The 18,962-nt window shown below is 54.8% G+C and carries 17 protein-coding genes, 1 pseudogene and 1 other annotated feature; of the genes and pseudogenes, 2 read left to right on the top strand and 16 right to left on the bottom strand.

Features of this window, described 5'->3' with window-relative positions:
• Nucleotides 1–23 precede the first annotated feature (23 nt).
• The 4 genes from rplW to rpsJ form a co-directional block, all read right to left on the bottom strand.
• Nucleotides 24–314, bottom strand: coding sequence for a 50S ribosomal protein L23 (gene rplW / locus IRT44_RS06370; protein WP_029101067.1), 291 nt, complete (start codon nucleotides 312–314; stop codon nucleotides 24–26).
• Complete coding sequence (gene rplD / locus IRT44_RS06365; protein ID WP_171567161.1) at nucleotides 314–937, bottom strand: 50S ribosomal protein L4; 624 nt, start codon at nucleotides 935–937, stop codon at nucleotides 314–316. The genes rplW and rplD overlap by 1 nt, the downstream gene beginning before the upstream one ends.
• Nucleotides 938–954: 17 nt before the next feature.
• Nucleotides 955–1,587 (bottom strand): 50S ribosomal protein L3, encoded by a 633-nt coding sequence (rplC, locus tag IRT44_RS06360; RefSeq protein ID WP_171567160.1) that lies wholly within the window; start codon nucleotides 1,585–1,587, stop codon nucleotides 955–957.
• A 148-nt stretch (nucleotides 1,588–1,735) separates the two neighbouring features.
• Nucleotides 1,736–2,044 carry a 30S ribosomal protein S10 gene (gene rpsJ / locus IRT44_RS06355; RefSeq protein WP_029101070.1) on the bottom strand — a complete coding sequence of 103 codons (309 nt, stop codon included), beginning with the start codon at nucleotides 2,042–2,044 and terminating at the stop codon, nucleotides 1,736–1,738.
• 291 nt (nucleotides 2,045–2,335) lie between these two features.
• Between rpsJ and IRT44_RS06350 the strand changes: the two genes are divergently transcribed.
• Both IRT44_RS06350 and IRT44_RS06345 read left to right on the top strand, forming a co-directional pair.
• A complete protein-coding gene (locus IRT44_RS06350; RefSeq protein WP_326838949.1) occupies nucleotides 2,336–2,659 on the top strand; it encodes an EamA family transporter in 324 nt (107 codons plus the stop codon).
• An 80-nt stretch (nucleotides 2,660–2,739) separates the two neighbouring features.
• Nucleotides 2,740–3,140 (top strand): annotated as a pseudogene (locus IRT44_RS06345) (globin).
• An 89-nt stretch (nucleotides 3,141–3,229) separates the two neighbouring features.
• Here IRT44_RS06345 and tuf read toward each other — a convergent pair.
• The 12 genes from tuf to rplK all read right to left on the bottom strand — a co-directional run bounded on the left by tuf (nucleotide 3,230) and on the right by rplK (nucleotide 18,718).
• Nucleotides 3,230–4,420, bottom strand: coding sequence for an elongation factor Tu (tuf, locus tag IRT44_RS06340; RefSeq protein ID WP_171567158.1), 1,191 nt, complete (start codon nucleotides 4,418–4,420; stop codon nucleotides 3,230–3,232).
• Between the two features lie 122 nt (nucleotides 4,421–4,542).
• Nucleotides 4,543–6,621, bottom strand: a complete 2,079-nt coding sequence (gene fusA / locus IRT44_RS06335; RefSeq protein ID WP_230077637.1) for an elongation factor G — start codon at nucleotides 6,619–6,621, stop codon at nucleotides 4,543–4,545.
• A 69-nt stretch (nucleotides 6,622–6,690) separates the two neighbouring features.
• On the bottom strand, nucleotides 6,691–7,161 hold the full coding sequence (gene rpsG / locus IRT44_RS06330) for a 30S ribosomal protein S7 (protein ID WP_029101075.1): 471 nt from the start codon (nucleotides 7,159–7,161) through the stop codon (nucleotides 6,691–6,693).
• A gap of 57 nt (nucleotides 7,162–7,218) precedes the next feature.
• Nucleotides 7,219–7,653: a 30S ribosomal protein S12 gene (gene rpsL, locus IRT44_RS06325; RefSeq protein ID WP_029101076.1), complete on the bottom strand. Its 435-nt coding sequence runs from the start codon at nucleotides 7,651–7,653 to the stop codon at nucleotides 7,219–7,221.
• Between the two features lie 117 nt (nucleotides 7,654–7,770).
• The gene (locus tag IRT44_RS06320) at nucleotides 7,771–8,025 is read right to left on the bottom strand and encodes a 50S ribosomal protein L7ae-like protein (protein ID WP_171567156.1); all 255 of its coding nucleotides are present in this window, start codon (nucleotides 8,023–8,025) and stop codon (nucleotides 7,771–7,773) included.
• A 154-nt stretch (nucleotides 8,026–8,179) separates the two neighbouring features.
• Nucleotides 8,180–11,806: a DNA-directed RNA polymerase subunit beta' gene (gene rpoC / locus IRT44_RS06315; RefSeq protein WP_171567155.1), complete on the bottom strand. Its 3,627-nt coding sequence runs from the start codon at nucleotides 11,804–11,806 to the stop codon at nucleotides 8,180–8,182.
• Between the two features lie 29 nt (nucleotides 11,807–11,835).
• Complete coding sequence (gene rpoB / locus IRT44_RS06310; RefSeq protein WP_171567154.1) at nucleotides 11,836–15,375, bottom strand: DNA-directed RNA polymerase subunit beta; 3,540 nt, start codon at nucleotides 15,373–15,375, stop codon at nucleotides 11,836–11,838.
• A 244-nt stretch (nucleotides 15,376–15,619) separates the two neighbouring features.
• Nucleotides 15,620–16,216, bottom strand: a complete 597-nt coding sequence (locus tag IRT44_RS06305; protein ID WP_171567153.1) for a class I SAM-dependent methyltransferase — start codon at nucleotides 16,214–16,216, stop codon at nucleotides 15,620–15,622.
• A gap of 94 nt (nucleotides 16,217–16,310) precedes the next feature.
• Nucleotides 16,311–16,679 (bottom strand): 50S ribosomal protein L7/L12, encoded by a 369-nt coding sequence (gene rplL, locus IRT44_RS06300; RefSeq protein ID WP_171567152.1) that lies wholly within the window; start codon nucleotides 16,677–16,679, stop codon nucleotides 16,311–16,313.
• Nucleotides 16,680–16,760: 81 nt separating this feature from the next.
• Entirely contained in the window at nucleotides 16,761–17,276 is a 516-nt protein-coding gene (rplJ, locus tag IRT44_RS06295) for a 50S ribosomal protein L10 (protein ID WP_029101082.1), read from the bottom strand.
• A gap of 25 nt (nucleotides 17,277–17,301) precedes the next feature.
• Nucleotides 17,302–17,470, bottom strand: a sequence feature (ribosomal protein L10 leader region).
• Nucleotides 17,471–17,517: 47 nt separating this feature from the next.
• Complete coding sequence (rplA, locus tag IRT44_RS06290) at nucleotides 17,518–18,201, bottom strand: 50S ribosomal protein L1 (RefSeq protein WP_171567151.1); 684 nt, start codon at nucleotides 18,199–18,201, stop codon at nucleotides 17,518–17,520.
• A 91-nt stretch (nucleotides 18,202–18,292) separates the two neighbouring features.
• Nucleotides 18,293–18,718 (bottom strand): 50S ribosomal protein L11, encoded by a 426-nt coding sequence (rplK, locus tag IRT44_RS06285; protein WP_029101084.1) that lies wholly within the window; start codon nucleotides 18,716–18,718, stop codon nucleotides 18,293–18,295.
• Nucleotides 18,719–18,962: the final 244 nt, after the last annotated feature.

The following is an 18,962-nucleotide window of genomic DNA, read 5'->3' as shown; positions in this document are numbered from 1 at the left end:
CTCCTTTTCTGTAGCCGTCGGGGTTATACACCTTCGTAGAACGTCAGCTCTTTGCTGTCTTCAGTCAGCTTAACGATCGCCTTTTTCCACTCGGAGGTGTAACCGGAGTATTTGCCATAGCGCTTCGGTTTCGCAGGAACACGCATGGTGTTGACTGCCGCAACTTTCACGCCAAACACTTTCTCCACCGCTTGCTTGATCTCGGTTTTGTTCGCTTTGAGAGGTACTTCAAAAACGTACTTCTTCTCAGCCATCATGTCGGTGGTGCGCTCCGTAATGACAGGGCGCTTGATGATGTCGTGAAGGCTCTTCATTAGGCGAGCACCTCCTCTACTTTCGCAACCGCATCTTTCGTTACGATTACTTTATCGTGCGCCACCAGGTCGAGAACGTTAATGCCAGCAGCATCTACGAACTTCGCACCCGGGATGTTGCGGGAAGAGAGCGCTACGTTTTGATCGAATTCGGAGGTTACGATCAGCACTTTGCGATCTACTTTCAGGTTGTTCAGGACAGCCTTCATATCCTTGGTTTTCGGAGCCGGGATATTCAGCGCGTCCAGAACCAGCAGTTCGTTGTTTTGCACTTTCGCGGACAGCGCGGATTTCAGCGCCAGACGACGAACTTTGCGATTCAGTTTGTAGCCGTATTTACGCGGAGTCGGACCAAACACAACACCGCCGCCTTTCCATTGCGGAGCGCGAATGGAACCTTGGCGTGCACGGCCTGTACCTTTTTGGCGCCACGGTTTGCGGCCACCACCTCTTACTTCAGAACGGTTCTTCACATCGTGAGTGCCCTGGCGTTGGGAAGCTTGCTGCATCACGATTGCGTCGAAGAGCACAGCGTTGTTGGGCTCGATGCCGAACACGCTATCAGCCAGCTCGATTTCGCCCACTTGAGAACCAGCTTGGTTGTAAAGAGCTACTTTTGGCATGTCAGTTCCTCCTTTCCTTACTTGTTCTTCTTGACTGCCGTGGATACTACAACGTAGCTGTTTTTCGGGCCAGGCACGGAGCCTTTCACCAGAATCAGGTTGCGATCCGCATCTACCTTAACGATCTCCAGGTTTTGGATGGTTACGTTGTCGCCACCCATTTGACCCGGCAGGGTTTGACCCTTGAATACGCGGTTCGGAGCGATCGCACCGAGGGAACCAGGTCCACGATGGTAACGGGAACCGTGAGACATCGGACCGCGGGCTTGGTTGTGGCGCTTGATGGCACCTTGGAAACCTTTCCCTTTGGTTACTCCGGCAACGTCTACGAATTCTCCTTCGGCAAAAATGTCAGCTTTCAGTTCTTGACCAACCTCGTAATCTGCGAGGTTTACTCCGCGAATTTCGCGAATGAAGCGCTTAGGTGCAGTGTTTGCTTTCGCTGCATGTCCTTTTTCCGGTTTATTCGCACGCTGTTCTTTCTTGTCTTCGAAGCCGAGTTGGATCGCTTCATAGCCATCGTTCTCTTGATCCTTCTTTTGCAGAACGACGCAAGGACCAGCTTCGATAACCGTAACAGCGATTGCTGCTCCGTTCGGACTAAAAACTTGCGTCATGCCAAGTTTTTTCCCTAAGATTCCTTTGGTCATGTGTGCCACCTCCTGTACTTATCTCCAAAAAAACAATCATGTTGTATCAAGTCCCTGCCGATGCGCAGGGGTGCCGTTTACGGGGTTTGAAGACTTGGTATTTCGCGTTCGTTAAGACAACGCCCGCGCGTGTATCACATTTACTACCTTACAGTTTGATCTCGATGTCCACACCGGACGGCAGATCCAGGCGCATCAGCGCATCAACCGTTTGCGGCGTCGGATTCAGAATGTCGATCAAACGCTTGTGCGTACGCATTTCAAACTGTTCACGAGAGTCTTTGTACTTGTGAACAGCGCGGAGAATCGTGTACACTGCTTTTTCCGTCGGAAGCGGAATCGGACCGGATACGCTGGCACCGGAACGCTTCGCGGTGTCTACGATTTTCTCAGCAGACTGATCGAGGATTTTGTGATCGTACGCCTTTAAACGAATACGAATCTTTTGTTTTGCCATTTTAGTCCCTCCTTTTTCGCCCATTTTATAAACGGACATTTCTCCGTGGAAATATCCTGCACCCCGGTCATGGCAAAGGGGCCGGGTGTGTCAGCAACCTCCCACATCATCGCAAGTCCATGACCAACATTCAATATTGTACTAAAATGCACTGGGCAACGCAAGTTTTTTCTTGCTGCACAAGGGTTTTCCTGCTGTTCCCCCGCTTCCACCTGCGTGCCGATGCATTCTCGTACCATGTGAGCCCGGAGAGCGGCTCACTTTGCCTATCTTACCCAAAGTCCCCGTGCGATTGCAAGCGGGATCGGCTGGCAAATGAAATTCAGCATCGTCCATGGCGGGATCGGTTTTTATTTTTTCTTTGCCGGAATGAAAGGACTGCACGGCCAAAGCATCGCTGTATTGAGCTACATCGCCCCCCTCACGTCTTTAGTGATCTCGGCGCTGGTTATCGGTGAGCAGATGACCGTGCAGCAGCTTGTCGGTGCCGTCCTGTTATTAGGGGCAATCTGGATTGGAGAATCCGGCAGAGCGAAAGGGATTGAAACTCCTATAAAACTAAGAAGGGCAATTCGGATTTGGCTGCTCATGTGCTCCCTCTTCTTTATTTATTGAGGAAACGCGTTATACTGAAGGATGTACACGCATGTGTGCTGCTGCCATCTTGAACGGCAACACGCAAAGGAGGTAATCCGATGTTCCAACCGTTACAGACACCTTATGAGCTGATCGGCGGAGCGGAAACGCTGTCCCGCCTGGTGGATACGTTTTACGATTTGGTCAAGGAGCATCCCGATCTGGCCCCCCTGTTTCCGGAGGACTTTACCGAGATCAAGGAAAAGCAGTATATGTTTCTGACCCAGTTTCTCGGGGGCCGACGCTGTACAGCGACCGATACGGCCATCCGATGATGCGCGCCCGCCACATGCGCTTTCCGATTACGCCGAAGCGGGCGGAGGCGTGGCTCGCCTGCATGAGCGAAGCGATGGATCGCATTGGTCTGGAAGGAGAGGTGCGCCATCACATTTTCGAACGCCTCAGACTGACAGCCTACCACATGGTCAATCAATGGGAACCAGACGACAAACAAGCGTAGCAAATGCTCATACGCTTGCGTCGTCTTGTGTTGTTAGGTAAATGAAAAAACCCGACAGCCTACGCTGTCGGGTTTGTTTGTGAGTGGAATTACTCGATGATGGAGGATACTACGCCAGCACCAACGGTACGGCCACCTTCGCGGATAGCGAAGCGAGTACCTTGCTCCATCGCAACCGGTGCGATCAGTTCAACGGTGAACTCGGTGTTGTCGCCCGGCATTACCATTTCAACGCCTTCCGGCAGTTGGATGATACCGGTAACGTCAGTGGTGCGGAAGTAGAATTGCGGACGGTAGTTGGAGAAGAACGGAGTGTGACGGCCGCCCTCTTCTTTGGACAGAACGTATACTTCCGCTTTGAATTTGGTGTGCGGAGTAACGGAACCCGGTTTAGCCAGAACTTGACCGCGCTCGATGTCTTTACGCTCAACACCGCGCAGCAGGGCACCGATGTTGTCACCCGCTTCAGCTTGATCCAGCAGTTTGCGGAACATTTCCACGCCGGTTACGGTAGTGGATTTGGTTTCTTCAGCCAGACCCACGATTTCTACAGGGTCACCCACTTTAACAGTACCGCGCTCTACACGACCGGTAGCAACAGTACCACGACCGGTAATGGTGAATACGTCCTCAACCGGCATCAGGAACGGTTTGTCGGTAGCGCGTTCCGGAGTCGGAATGTAGTTGTCTACAGCTTCCATCAGTTCGAGGATTTTCTTAGCCCATTCGCCAGACGGGTTGTCCAGAGCTTCTTTTGCGGAACCTTTGATAACCGGAATTTCGTCGCCCGGGAACTCGTATTGGGAGAGCAGGTCGCGAATTTCCATTTCAACCAGTTCCAGCAGCTCTTCGTCGTCAACCATGTCGCATTTGTTCATGAATACAACGATGTACGGAACGCCTACTTGGCGGGACAGCAGGATGTGCTCGCGAGTTTGCGGCATCGGACCGTCAGCAGCGGACACAACCAGGATAGCGCCGTCCATTTGAGCAGCACCGGTAATCATGTTTTTCACGTAGTCAGCGTGGCCCGGGCAGTCAACGTGAGCATAGTGACGGTTTTCCGTTTCATACTCAACGTGAGCGGTGTTGATGGTAATACCGCGCTCTTTTTCTTCCGGAGCAGCGTCGATGCTGTCATACGCCATAGCTTTGGCTTTACCTTGTTGAGCCAGAACGGTGGTGATGGCAGCAGTCAGAGTGGTTTTACCGTGGTCAACGTGACCGATCGTACCAATGTTAACGTGCGGTTTCGTACGTTCGAACTTTTCTTTTGCCATGAGAGTTGAATCCTCCTTAAATGATAAGGGTTTTATAGGGTGAAGAAAGGTTTACCCTATCAACGGTTGTCCCCTCAATATTGTAAACCTTTCTCGTTTCAAGATAAAGTCAGTCCAACCGATTATTCACCTTTGGACTTCTTGATGATTTCATCGGCAATGAACTTCGGTACTTCTTCGTAGTGGTCGATCACCATGGAGTAAGTACCGCGGCCTTGCGTACGGGATCGCAGTACGGTGGAGTAGCCGAACATCTCGGACAGCGGCACCATGGCGCGGATGACTTGCGCGTTTGCGCGAGCTTCCATACCTTCGATGCGGCCGCGGCGGGAGTTCAGGTCACCCATTACGTCACCCATGTACTCTTCCGGCACGGTTACTTCCACTTTCATGATCGGCTCGAGAAGAACCGCGTTACATTTCTTCGCCGCTTCTTTCAGCGCGAGAGAACCAGCCACTTTGAACGCCATCTCGGAGGAGTCGACGTCGTGGTAGCTACCGTCAAACAGCGTCGCTTTGATATCGACGAGCGGGAATCCGGCAAGAACACCGTTTTGCATCGCTTCTTCGATACCTGCTTGTACCGCCGGAATGTATTCCTTCGGCACTACGCCACCGACGATCTTGTTCTCGAATTCGAAGCCTTGGCCCGGCTCGAGCGGAGAGAATTCCACCCAAACGTGACCGTATTGACCGCGGCCACCGGACTGGCGAACGAATTTCCCTTCCACTTTTGCGGTGCCGCGGAAGGTTTCGCGGTAAGCAACCTGAGGTGCACCTACGTTCGCATCCACTTTGAATTCGCGCTTCAGGCGATCGACGATGATCTCCAGGTGGAGCTCACCCATACCGGCAATAATTGTTTGACCGGTTTCTTCGTTTGTATAGGTTTTGAAGGTCGGGTCTTCCTCTGCCAGTTTGGCGAGCGCCATACCCATTTTGTCCTGGTCTGCCTTGGACTTCGGCTCGATCGCAACGGAGATAACCGGCTCTGGGAAGGTCATGGACTCCAGGATAACCGGTGCCTTCTCGTCGCAGAGCGTGTCGCCGGTCGTCGTGTCTTTCAAACCAACGGCAGCGGCAATATCACCGGAGTAAACCTGGCTGATTTCCTCGCGGTGGTTTGCGTGCATCTGCAGGATACGGCCGATGCGCTCGCGCTTGCCTTTGGTGGAGTTGAGCACGTAGGAACCGGAGCTCAGTACGCCGGAGTACACGCGGAAGAAGGTCAGTTTACCCACGTACGGGTCGGTCATGATCTTGAACGCCAGAGCGGCGAACGGACCATTGTCGTCAGCCGGACGGGTCACTTCTTCCTCGGAATCAGGCAGAACGCCCTTGATCGCCGGGATGTCAACCGGGGACGGCAGATAAGCTACGACTGCGTCCAGCATCGGCTGAACCCCTTTGTTGCGGTAGGAAGAACCGCACAGTACCGGAGTGATTTTGCACTCGATGGTACCTTTGCGCAGAGCCGCCTTGATTTCATCAACAGTCAGCTCTTCGCCTTCCAGATACTTCATCATCAATTCTTCGTCCTGCTCGGCAGCTGCCTCAACAAGTTGCATATGCAGCTCTTCGCACTTGTCTTTCAGCTCGGCAGGGATTTCCGTCTCGTCGGAGGTTTTGCCCAGGTCGTCGGTGTAGATGATCGCCTTCATCGTAATCAGGTCAACCATGCCGACGAACTGGTCTTCCGCACCGATCGGATATTGGATCGGAACCGGATTTGCACCCAGACGGGTCTTGATTTGCTCGACGCACATGTCGAAGTTGGCGCCGATGATGTCCATTTTGTTTACGTAGCAGATACGAGGTACACCGTAACGGTCAGCTTGGCGCCATACCGTTTCCGTCTGCGGTTCTACGCCACCTTTCGCATCGAACACCGTAACAGCACCATCGAGTACGCGAAGAGAACGTTCAACCTCTACAGTGAAGTCTACGTGACCAGGCGTGTCGATGATGTTGATGCGGTGACCTTTCCATTGCGCTGTGGTAGCAGCAGAAGTGATGGTGATACCGCGCTCTTGTTCTTGCTCCATCCAGTCCATGGTCGCCGCACCTTCGTGCGTTTCACCAATCTTGTGAACGCGACCCGTGTAGAAAAGAATACGCTCGGTGGTAGTCGTCTTACCGGCATCGATGTGAGCCATGATACCGATGTTTCGCGTATTCGGCAGAGAGAACTCGCGAGCCATGTGGTATGCTCCTTCCATACTCGAGTGTGGGAATATACGGGTATCCAAAGCGGACACCCGCTTTGGATACTACCAGCGATAGTGTGCAAACGCTTTGTTTGCTTCAGCCATCTTGTGCGTGTCCTCACGCTTTTTCACTGCTGCACCAGTGTTGTTAGCCGCGTCGATGATTTCCGCAGCGAGACGCTGTTCCATGGTTTTCTCACCACGGGTACGCGCGTAGTTTACCAGCCAGCGCAGACCGAGAGTGGTACGGCGCTCCGGCTTCACCTCAACCGGTACTTGGTAGTTGGCACCGCCGACACGGCGAGCTTTAACTTCCAGTACGGGCATGATGTTTTTCAGCGCTTCTTCGAATACTTCCATCGGGTTGCGACCAGTGCGCTCCTCAACAATCTTGAAAGCATTGTACAGGATGTTTTGCGCAACACCGCGCTTGCCGTCGTACATCAGCTTGTTGATCAGTCGGGTAACCAGCTTGCTGTTGTAGATCGGATCAGGCAGCACGTCACGACGGGCTACAGGACCTTTACGAGGCATCGTATTCCCTCCTTCTGTTTAATTTTTTCTCACGCCTTTTCTCTCAGGCGATAATTGTTATTTTTTCGCTGCAGCTTGGCCCGGTTTCGGACGTTTGGTACCGTATTTGGAACGACCTTGCTTGCGGTTGTTCACACCGGCAGTGTCAAGCGCACCGCGGACGATGTGATAACGAACCCCCGGCAGGTCTTTTACACGGCCGCCGCGAACCAGAACCACGCTGTGTTCTTGCAGGTTGTGGCCAATACCACCAATGTAAGCTGTAACCTCAATGCCGTTGGTCAAACGCACACGCGCGTATTTACGCAGCGCGGAGTTCGGCTTCTTCGGAGTCATGGTACCCACACGAGTGCAGACACCGCGTTTTTGAGGAGAGCTTTGGTTGGTTTGGGTTTTCTTGAAGCTGTTGTACCCTTTTTGCAGAGCAGGGGACTTCGACTTCACAACCTTGTCCTTGCGACCTTTGCGCACCAATTGGTTCATTGTAGGCATGGATGTTACCTCCCTTCTTATTACCCAATCTCAAGACCACAGATCCAGGTGAGTCATTTTTGGGTCAAATAGAAAGTCTTTGCAAGCAACCCACAGGGATCGCCAACAAAAACATCGTTAACCACTCTTCTTGATCGCGGCAGTTGCCGCTCCCACCTCGATTCCGCACGCTTTGCCCAGGCGGCGCATGGAATCGACGTAGATGACTGGCACACCCTTCTCTTTGCAAAGGAGCTCAACCTTTTGGGTCAGACGGCGATCAGCGTCTGTGGCGATAAAGACCGTATCCACCTGCTGGTGTTCCACGGCTTTCATCGTCTGCTTGATGCCGATAGTCAGCTCCTTGGCCCGCTCTACTTTTTCATAAGACATGATAATCATATCCTCCAAAGTACAGATGTCAGGCACACTTGAATATAATATCAGTTGGGTGATTGAATGTCAACGCCTATGATCCGCAGATCTTTACTTTTTTGATAAACAAGGTGCCCTCCCGAGCGGAAGGGCACCTTTCTTGCGTCACGGTCTATTCTACCGAAACAGCTTCCAGCTGTTCCTGACCTCCGTTGGCCTGCGCTTCCTGTTCGGCGCGGCTCAACACCTTGATGTTGCGGTAACGCGACATGCCGGTGCCGGCCGGTACCAGTTTCCCGATAATGACGTTTTCCTTCAGGCCGAGCAGGCGGTCCACCTTGCCCTTGATCGCGGCGTCGGTGAGGACGCGCGTCGTTTCCTGGAAGGATGCGGCCGACAGGAAGGAGTCGGTTTCGAGCGACGCCTTGGTAATCCCCAACAGGACCGGACGACCCACGGCAGGCGTTTTGCCTTCCATGAGCACCTTGGCGTTTGCCTGCTCGAACTCGTGCACTTCCACGTAGGAGCCCGGCAGCAGGTCGGTGTCTCCGCTGTCGATGACGCGCAGCTTGCGCAGCATCTGACGGATCATGACCTCGACGTGCTTGTCGTTAATTTCTACCCCCTGCATCCGGTATACTTTTTGCACCTCTTGCAGGATGTAGTTGGACACACCGCGCTGGCCGCGTACTTTCAGCATTTCTTTCGGGTCAACGGAACCTTCGGTGAGCTCGTCGCCGGCACTCAGCTTGGTGCCCACGGATACTTTGATGCGGGAACCGTACGGAACGGCGTACACCTTGTTTTCCGCCTCGCCGCGCACCTCGATTTCGCGGCGGTCTTTGCCTTCGCGGATGTCGATCACTTCCCCGTCGATCTCGGAGATGACCGCTTGCCCTTTCGGATTGCGGGCTTCGAACAGCTCCTGAATCCGCGGCAAACCTTGGGTAATGTCGTCACCCGCAACCCCACCGGTGTGGAACGTCCGCATCGTCAGCTGGGTACCCGGTTCACCGATGGACTGAGCGGCGATAATGCCGACTGCTTCGCCGATCTCCACTTCGGACCCGGTCGCCAGGTTGCGGCCGTAGCAGCGTTTGCAGACGCCATGGCTGGTGCGGCAGGACAGCACGCTGCGGATATACACCTCGGTGATGCCGGCTTTTTCGATCTTGTCGGCGATCTCCTCGGTGATCTCCTGGTTGCGGCCGACGATGATTTCGCCCGTCTCCGGATGGCGCAGGGTCTCGAAGCAGGTACGGCCGATGATGCGGTCAGCCAGCTTCTCGATTTCTTCCTTGCCGTCCTTGATCGCGGAGACGCGGATGCCCTTGTCGGTGCCGCAATCCTCTTCGCGGACGATCACGTCCTGGGCCACGTCGACGAGACGGCGGGTCAGATAACCCGAGTCAGCCGTCCGCAGCGCCGTGTCGGCGAGACCTTTCCGCGCGCCGTGCGTGGAGATAAAGTACTCCAATACGGTCAGACCTTCACGGAAGTTGGACTTGATCGGCAGCTCGATAATCCGGCCGGACGGGTTGGCCATGAGACCGCGCATCCCCGCCAGCTGTGTAATCTGCGACACGTTACCGCGGGCACCGGAGTTGGCCATCATGTAGATCGCGTTGAATTTGTCCATGGACTTCATCAGGACATCGGTCACTTCATCCTTGGCCTTGGACCAGATGGAGATAACCCGGTCGTAGCGCTCGTCCTCGGTAATCAGACCGCGGCGGTACTGCGTCATGACGGTCTGTACCTTTTTGTCCGCCTCTTCCAGAATCACTTTCTTTTGCTCCGGCACGACGATGTCGGCGACAGCAATGGTGATCCCGGCCTTGGTCGAGTACATGAAGCCCAGTTCTTTGATCTTGTCGAGGATCTTGGACGTTTCTGTCGTTCCGAAGCGGCGGAAACACTCGGAGATGATCGTTCCGAGGAAGCCTTTTTTCACGGCTCCCTGGTCCGGCAGCTTCTTGATAAACTCTTTTACGTTTGTGCCTTTTTCAAAGATGAAGTACTCGTTCGGCACGCCGTTTTGCAGGTTGCCCTTGGTCGGAACGTTGATGTACGGCAGTTCCGGCGGGAAGATTTCGTTGAAAATCAGTTTCCCGACGGTCGTGACCAGAAGCGCGTTCTTCTGCTCTTCGGTAAAGCTGGTTTTGTTCAGGCTCTTGGCCGGCAGCGCGATGCGCGTATGCAGGCTGATGTAGCCGTGCTGGTACGCAGCAATAGCGTCATGCGGATCGCGGTATACCGTACCTTCGCCTTTGGCGCCCTCGCGCTCCAAGGTCAGATAATACGAACCCAGTACCATGTCCTGGGACGGTGTTACGACTGGTTTCCCGTCTTTCGGGTTCAGGATGTTTTGCGCCGCCAGCATGAGGATGCGGGCTTCCGCCTGCGCCTCTGCGGAAAGCGGCACGTGCACAGCCATCTGGTCGCCGTCGAAGTCGGCGTTGTACGCCGTACATACGAGCGGGTGCAGACGGATCGCGCGGCCTTCCACCAGTACCGGTTCGAACGCCTGGATACCAAGACGGTGCAGGGTGGGGGCGCGGTTCAGGAGCACCGGGTGTTCGCGGATGACGTCCTCGAGAACGTCCCACACTTCGGGCTGCACGCGTTCCACCTTGCGTTTGGCGCTCTTGATGTTGTGCGCGAGACCTTTGGCCACCAGTTCCTTCATCACGAACGGCTTGAACAGTTCCAGCGCCATTTCCTTCGGCAGACCGCACTGGTACATTTTCAGGTTCGGGCCGACGACAATTACGGAACGGCCGGAATAGTCCACGCGCTTACCCAGCAGGTTTTGGCGGAAACGGCCCTGTTTCCCTTTCAGCATGTGGCTGAGCGATTTCAGCGGGCGGTTGCCCGGACCGGTCACCGGACGGCCGCGGCGGCCGTTGTCGATCAGCGCATCCACCGCTTCCTGCAGCATGCGCTTTTCATTTTGCACGATGATGTCCGGAGCGCCCAGTTCCAGTAGGCGCTTCAGCCGGTTGTTGCGGTTGATCACGCGGCGGTACAGGTCGTTCAGGTCGGAGGTGGCGAAACGGCCCCCGTCCAACTGAACCATCGGACGCAGCTCCGGCGGAATGACCGGCAGCACGTCAAGCACCATCCACTCCGGACGGTTGCCGGAGTTGCGGAATGCCTCCAGCACTTCGAGGCGCTTGATCGCGCGGTTGCGCCGCTGCCCTTGTGCCGTCTTCAGCTCTTCCTTCAGCGCTTCCACTTCTTTGTCCAAGTCGATTTCCTGGAGCAGGCGCTTGATCGCTTCCGCCCCCATCATCGCCTGGAAGGAGTAGCCGTATTTTTCACGATAGTTGCGGTATTCCTTTTCGGACAGCAGCTGTTTTTTGTCCAGCGGCGTATCGCCCGGATCGGTTACCACGTAGGATGCAAAGTAGATGACTTCTTCCAGGGAACGCGGCGACATGTCGAGCACGAGGCCCATGCGGCTCGGGATCCCTTTGAAGTACCAGATGTGAGAGACGGGGGCAGCCAGTTCGATGTGCCCCATCCGCTCACGACGAACCTTGGCGCGGGTCACTTCCACGCCGCAGCGGTCGCACACGACGCCTTTGTAGCGAACGCGCTTGTACTTGCCGCAGTGGCACTCCCAATCCTTGGTCGGACCGAAAATGCGCTCACAGAACAAACCGTCCTTTTCCGGCTTCAGTGTGCGGTAGTTGATCGTCTCCGGCTTTTTCACTTCCCCGTACGACCAGGAACGGATCTTGTCCGGGGAAGCCAAGCCGATCTTCATGTATTCGAAGTTGTTCACATCAATCACAGGGCGTTACCTCCCTTTGTACCGGAATCTTACTCTTCGTCCAGGCTTCCAGCTTCAAGTACGAGGTTCAGCTTTTCACCGGTGCCCTCGTCCTCTTCTTCCATTTCACGCATTTCAATTTCCTGCTCGTCTTCGGACAGGATCTTCACGTCCATACCCAAGCTTTGCAGTTCCTTGATGAGAACCTTGAAGGACTCAGGAACACCCGGCTCCGGTACGTTTTCGCCTTTGACGATCGCTTCGTACGTTTTCACACGGCCCACGACGTCGTCGGACTTGACGGTAAGGATTTCCTGCAAGGTGTATGCTGCGCCGTACGCTTCCAGCGCCCACACCTCCATCTCCCCGAAGCGCTGGCCGCCAAACTGGGCTTTCCCGCCCAGCGGCTGCTGCGTGACGAGAGAGTAAGGACCGGTGGAACGGGCGTGAATCTTGTCGTCGACAAGGTGCGCCAGCTTCAGCATGTACACGCAACCGACCGTGACGCGGCGGTCAAACGGTTCACCCGTGCGGCCGTCGTACAGAATGGTTTTTCCGTCGCGGTCCAATCCGGCTTCTTCCAGCGTCTGGAATACGTCTTCCTGACGCGCCCCGTCGAATACCGGCGTCGCCACGTGGATGCCCAGCATCTTGGCAGCCATCCCCAAGTGGGTCTCCAGCACCTGCCCGATGTTCATCCGGGACGGTACGCCCAGCGGGTTGAGCACGATCTCGACCGGCGTGCCATCCGGCAGGAACGGCATGTCTTCCTCCGGCATGATGCGGGCGATAACCCCTTTGTTACCGTGGCGGCCCGCCATCTTGTCACCCACGGAGATTTTCCGTTTTTGGGCGATGTACACGCGCACCAGTTGGTTGACGCCCGGCGGCAGTTCGTCACCGTTTTCACGTGTAAACACCTTGACGTCGACGACGATACCGGAACCGCCGTGCGGCACGCGCAGGGAGGTGTCGCGAACTTCACGCGCCTTTTCCCCGAAGATGGCGTGCAGCAGGCGCTCTTCTGCGGTCAGCTCGGTAACCCCTTTCGGCGTCACCTTCCCGACCAGAATGTCGCCGTCTTGAATTTCTGCCCCGACGCGCACGATGCCGCGCTCGTCCAGGTTTTTCAACGCGTCTTCACCCACGTTCGGGATGTCGCGCGTGATCTCTTCCGGACCGAGCTTGGTGTCGCGTGCTTCGGACTCGTATTCTTCGATATGGATAGACGTATAGACGTCGTCTTTTACCAGTTTTTCGCTCAGGAGAATGGCGTCCTCGTAGTTGTACCCTTCCCAGGTCATGAACGCAACGATGACGTTGCGGCCCAGCGCCAGTTCGCCTTTTTCCGTGGACGGACCGTCAGCGATGATGTCGCCCTTCTCCACCCAGTCGCCTTTTCGCACGATCGGGCGCTGGTTGATGCAGGTGCCCTGGTTGGAACGGATAAACTTGTGCAGCTTGTATTTGTCGATGTCGCCTGCTACCTTCTTGCCGTCGATCTCCTTGTAGCGGCGCACCCAGATCTCGCGGGCAGTTACGCGCTCCACCTGGCCATCGTGCTTCGCCACGACCGCCACGCCGGAGTCCTGTGCTGCCTTGTGCTCCATACCGGTGCCGACAAACGGCGCCTGCGGCACGAGCAGTGGAACGGCTTGCCGCTGCATGTTGGAACCCATCAACGCGCGGTTGGCGTCGTCGTTTTCCAGGAACGGAATCAGCGCCGTTGCCACCGATACGACCTGCTTCGGAGAAACGTCCATAAAGTCAACCTTGTCGCGCGGCACGCTCAGGATCTCGCCCTTGCGACGACAGATGACCATCTCGTTGATGAAGCGGCCTTCCTCATCAAGCGGCTGGTTGGCCTGCGCCACGTTGTACACGTCTTCTTCGTCCGCCGTCAGGTAGACGATTTCGTCCAGCACGCGGCCCGTCTCCGGGTCCACTTTGCGCCGCGGCGTCTCGATGAAGCCGTAGTCGTTGATGCGGGCATAAGTGGAGAGCGAGTTGATCAGACCGATGTTCGGACCCTCAGGCGTCTCAATCGGGCACATCCGGCCGTAGTGGGAGTGGTGAACGTCACGCACTTCGAAACCGGCCCGTTCGCGGGTCAGACCGCCGGGACCGAGCGCGGACAGACGGCGCTTGTGCGTCAGCTCTGCCAGCGGGTTGGTCTGGTCCATGAACTGGGAGAGCTGGGAGCTGCCGAAGAACTCCTTGATCGCAGCAATCACCGGACGAATGTTGATCAAAGCCTGCGGCGTGATCTGGTTCTGATCCTGGATCGACATGCGCTCGCGGACTACGCGCTCCATCCGGGACAGACCGATGCGGAACTGGTTCTGCAGCAGTTCGCCCACGGAGCGGAGACGACGGTTGCCGAGGTGGTCGATGTCGTCAGTCGAACCAACGCCGTGCAGCAGGTTGATGAAGTAGTTGATCGCGGCCACGATGTCAGCCGGCGTAATGTGCTTGATGGATTTGTCCACATTGCCGTTGCCGATCACCTTGATGATCTTGCCGTCTTCGTTCGGAGAGAAGATGTTGATCGCCTGCAGGCGCAGCGTGTCTTCTTCCAGAACGCCGCCGTGGGTGCGGACATCCACAAATCCGACGCTCTCTTCCAGAGCCGGCAGGATGCGGTCCAGCAGACGGCGGTCAATCACCTGGCCTGCTTCGGCAATGATCTCGCCGGTACGGGTGTCTACGAGCGTTTCCGCCAGCCGTTGATTGTACAGGCGGTTTTTCAGGTGCAGCTTCTTGTTCATTTTGTAACGGCCGACAGAAGCCAGATCATAGCGTTTCGGATCGAAGAAGCGGGAGATGAGCAGGCTCTTCGCGTTTTCCACTGTCGGCGGCTCACCCGGACGCAGGCGCTCGTAGATCTCGATCAGCGCCTTTTCCACGGAATCGGTGTTGTCTTTTTCCAACGTGTTCTTGATATATTCGTCCTCGCCCAGAAGGTTGAGAATTTCGATATCAGAGCCAAAGCCGAGCGCACGCAAAAGGACCGTTACCGGGATTTTGCGGGTACGGTCGATGCGGACGTAAATGACGTCTTTCGCATCGGTTTCCAGCTCCAGCCATGCGCCGCGGTTTGGAATCACCGTCGCGGTAAACGTCTGTTTACCGTTTTTGTCCACTTTGGTGTTGTAATATACACTGGGGGAACGAACAAGCTGGCTTACGATGACACGCTCAGCCCCGTTGATGATGAAGGTTCCCGTTTCCGTCATGAGCGGGAAATCCCCCATGAAGACCTCTTGTTCCTTCACTTCGCCCGTCTCTTTGTTCAGCAAGCGAACCTTCACGCGCAGAGGCGCCGCATATGTGACGTCGCGTTCTTTCGACTCGTCCACGTCATATTTCGGTTCACCCAAGCTGTAATCGATGAACTCCAGCACAAGGTTTCCGGTGAAATCCTGGATCGGCGAAATATCTTGAAACATTTCGCGCAGCCCTTCGTCCAAAAACCATTGATAGGACTTCTGCTGAATCTCGATCAGATTGGGAAGGCCCAGCACTTCGTTAATGCGTGAGTACGTACGACGCTGGCGATGTCGGCCACTTTGAATCACTTTTCCTGCCAACTTATTCACCCCTCAGGTTGTGTTTTCACACAAAATAAAAATGGGTTAAAGCAGTAACACCATTTTTAACCCAGAGAAACTCTATTTTAAAAGAATTCCCATATTTTTACACCCACATTCCTCCTCTATGGAAAAAAAGAAGAAAAACGGTTGACAAAACGGGAATTGCTGAAAAATAGACTTTGATCCCATATTGACATTTTATAATGCTACCACAACGAAATATTCGAGTCAAGAGTGATTTCTACTTCACTGCTCGGTAAATATGGTACCCCTTGCTCCGTTCCACTTCCTCCACGTCGCGGTAGGTCTCCTGCAGCTTTTTCAAGGCGGATGGCGCTCCCTGCTTCTTTTGGATTACCACCCACAGTTCGCCGCCTTCCCGAAGCAGCCCGTGTCCTTCGGTAAAGATGCGGTGAACAATTTCCTTGCCGGCGCGGATCGGCGGGTTGGTGAGAATCACGTCAAACGTCTCCCCCTGAACCGCAGTGTACACATCGCTCACCCGGACCTCCACATTGCCAATGCCGTTTAGTTGAGCGTTGCGACGAGCCAGTTCCACTGCCCGTTCGTTGATGTCAATCATCGTGACCCGCCCCTGGTCTGCCAGCTTGGCGGCCACAAGTCCGATCGGTCCGTACCCGCAGCCCACGTCAAGCACGCGTGCGTCCCGATCAAGCTGCATCGTTTCAATCAACAGGACACTGCCGAAGTCCACCCGGTCGCGGGAAAAGACGCCGGCATCGGTAATGAAGCGCAGTTCGTGCCCGCGCAGGGTAAAGGTAAACTGGCGCTCGTCATGCGCAGCGCCGGGGCAGCTGGTGTAGTAATGGTCTGCCACGGTTCAACCCACCTTTCCTCATCAAATCCAGGGTCATGTGTACAGAAAATCCCCCTGCCGCAGGCAAGGGGATGTTTCCGTTTCGGAAGCCAACTTACTTGATTTCTACAGTTGCGCCAGCTTCTTCGAGTTTTGCTTTCATGGATTCGGCTTCTTCTTTGGATACGCCTTCTTTGAGTGTCTTCGGAGCGTTGTCTACCAGGTCTTTTGCTTCTTTCAGACCCAGACCGGTCAGCTCGCGAACTACTTTGATTACGTTGATTTTGGAAGCGCCGCCGCTTACCAGGTTTACAGTGAATTCAGTTTGCTCAGCAGCAGCATCAGCAGCGCCAGCACCGCCAGCAACTACAGCTACCGGAGCAGCAGCGGTTACGCCAAACTCTTCTTCGATTGCTTTAACCAGTTCGTTCAGTTCCAGAACGGACATGCCTTTAATCGCTTCAATGATTTGCTCTTTGCTCATCTTCTAATCCTCCCATTCCAGGAAATTGTATTGGCGGCGGCAGTTTACGCCGCTCGTCGAATATGAAGTCCGTTTACGCTGTTACGCGCCTTGGCCTTCTTTTTGATCGGATACTGCCTTGACAGCCAGCGCGAAGTTGCGGATCGGCGCCTGCAGCACGCTGAGGAGCATGGACAGCAGACCTTCGCGGGACGGCAGGGAAGCCAGTGCCTTGATTTGCTCCGGACCTACCACTTTGCCCTCGATGACGCCGCCTTTGATCTCGAGCTGCTCGTTTTTCTTTGCGAATTCCACCAGGACTTTCGCCGGAGCAACCGCATCATCCTTGCCAAACGCCAGAGCGTTCGGACCCGTCAGATACTGATCCAGTTCAGTCAGGTTTTCTTTCGCAGTCGCCAGGCGGGTGAGCGTGTTTTTCAACACTTGGAACTCAACGCCTGCTTCACGCAGTTGTTTGCGCAGTTCGGTCACCTGCGCTACAGTCAGGCCGCGGTAGTCAGCCACCACGGTGGTTTGGCTTTCGCGCAGTTTGGTTGCGATCTCATTTACCGCTTGTACTTTCTCTTCACGAATAACGGTTGGACGGATTTCTGCCAATGTTTACACCTCCCGTGCTCTATCCTCGAAAAAGAAGAATGCCCTCGTAGACACACGAGGGCATAATGTTCTATCGTCAAAGGAACGCAGCGGCTCCTTTTTCCGTACCATTACACGCCTCGGAGGGATATTAAGCATCGTTTGGACCAGCCAAACTCCGCACCTTCTGTCTACGGCATGACATATTCTTTTCTTCAACAGGCACTATCATAGCAACTTCCCCACGGGAAGTCAAGTTACATTATTTCACAGCGACGCGTACACCCGGACCCATCGTGGAGCTGATGGATACGTTTTTCATGTAAACGCCTTTCGCTGCTGCCGGCTTCGCACGGTTGAGCGCTTCGGTCAGCGCAGCCAGGTTTTCCGCCAGCTTCTCGGTGTCAAAGGAAACTTTACCGATCGGCGCGTGGATGTTACCGGCTTTGTCTACGCGGTACTCGATTTTACCGGCTTTGATTTCGTTGACGGCTTTGGCAACGTCGAAGGTAACGGTGCCAGTTTTCGGGTTCGGCATGAGGCCTTTCGGACCGAGTACGCGACCCAGTTTCCCTACTTCACCCATCATGTCCGGAGTAGCTACCACAACGTCAAATTCAAACCAGCCGCCTTGGATTTTGGCGATCATGTCAGCATCGCCTACGTAATCGGCGCCAGCCGCTTCTGCTTCTTTCGCTTTTTCACCTTTCGCGAACACGAGAACGCGCTGTACTTTACCGGTACCGTGCGGCAGTACCACCGCACCGCGGATTTGCTGGTCAGCACGCTTCGGGTCTACACCCAGGCGAAACGCCGCTTCCACCGTTTCGTCAAACTTGGCGGTCGCTGCTTTTTTCACCAGCTCGATCGCTTCGGTTACTTCGTATACTTTGTTTTTGTCAATCAGCTTGGCAGCTTCTTGATACTTTTTGCCTCGTTTTGCCATCTGTAAATTCTCCCTTCAATGTGGTCGTAGCGGTTTGATCCTCCCACAAACAGGGGGGGCACATTACCTGTACCCCCTCACAACTGCACCATTAGTCTTCGATCACGATACCCATGGAACGAGCCGTACCTTCGATCATGCGCATAGCCGCTTCCACGGATGCAGCATTCAGGTCAGGGCGTTTCAGTTCCGCGATCTCGCGTACTTTGTCACGCTTCAGGGTAGCGACCTTGGTTTTGTTCGGTACGCCGGAACCGGACTCGATGCCAGCAGCTTTTTTCAGCAGAACAGCAGCCGGCGGAGTCTTCGTGATGAAGGTGAAGGAACGGTCTTCATAAACGGTAATTTCTACCGGAATGATCATTCCTGCTTCGCTCTCAGTGCGAGCGTTGAATTCTTTACAGAATCCCATGATGTTCACACCAGCTTGGCCGAGAGCCGGACCTACCGGAGGTGCAGGGTTTGCTTTACCTGCCGGGATTTGTAACTTAATTACGCGGATAACCTTCTTAGCCACGTAAGACACCTCCTTACTTCACATGTGGTAAATGCGGGGGCATGCCCCCTCCCACCGTTTTGCTGAAAGCCTATTATGTAGACTTTCCATCTATAGTGAGAGTGCAAGAAACCCCAGAGTTTCGGCGGGATTGCAAATACGGCGCAGCCGTTTTGCTGCCCTTTGGGGGCACATCATCTTTTTTAAAAATCGCTACAACGATTTTTAAAACAAAATGAAATGTACCACATCACGCGATACTTTT

Origin of the sequence: Brevibacillus sedimenti (assembly GCF_020923495.1) — a bacterium.
Taxonomy (GTDB): domain Bacteria; phylum Bacillota; class Bacilli; order Brevibacillales; family Brevibacillaceae; genus Brevibacillus; species Brevibacillus aydinogluensis.
This window is presented reverse-complemented; position numbering and strand designations above follow the sequence as displayed.

What these genes read in the sequence shown, in the direction of transcription:
- rplL (WP_171567152.1), bottom strand. Translation starts at nt 16,679, where the DNA reads ATGAGCAAAGAGCAAATCATTGAAGCGATTAAAGGCATGTCCGTTCTG.
- tuf (WP_171567158.1), bottom strand. Translation starts at nt 4,420, where the DNA reads ATGGCAAAAGAAAAGTTCGAACGTACGAAACCGCACGTTAACATTGGT.
- IRT44_RS06320 (WP_171567156.1), bottom strand. Translation starts at nt 8,025, where the DNA reads ATGTCTTATGAAAAAGTAGAGCGGGCCAAGGAGCTGACTATCGGCATC.
- rpsG (WP_029101075.1), bottom strand. Translation starts at nt 7,161, where the DNA reads ATGCCTCGTAAAGGTCCTGTAGCCCGTCGTGACGTGCTGCCTGATCCG.
- rpsJ (WP_029101070.1), bottom strand. Translation starts at nt 2,044, where the DNA reads ATGGCAAAACAAAAGATTCGTATTCGTTTAAAGGCGTACGATCACAAA.
- rplD (WP_171567161.1), bottom strand. Translation starts at nt 937, where the DNA reads ATGCCAAAAGTAGCTCTTTACAACCAAGCTGGTTCTCAAGTGGGCGAA.
- rplC (WP_171567160.1), bottom strand. Translation starts at nt 1,587, where the DNA reads ATGACCAAAGGAATCTTAGGGAAAAAACTTGGCATGACGCAAGTTTTT.
- rpsL (WP_029101076.1), bottom strand. Translation starts at nt 7,653, where the DNA reads ATGCCTACAATGAACCAATTGGTGCGCAAAGGTCGCAAGGACAAGGTT.
- rplW (WP_029101067.1), bottom strand. Translation starts at nt 314, where the DNA reads ATGAAGAGCCTTCACGACATCATCAAGCGCCCTGTCATTACGGAGCGC.
- fusA (WP_230077637.1), bottom strand. Translation starts at nt 6,621, where the DNA reads ATGGCTCGCGAGTTCTCTCTGCCGAATACGCGAAACATCGGTATCATG.
- rplA (WP_171567151.1), bottom strand. Translation starts at nt 18,201, where the DNA reads ATGGCAAAACGAGGCAAAAAGTATCAAGAAGCTGCCAAGCTGATTGAC.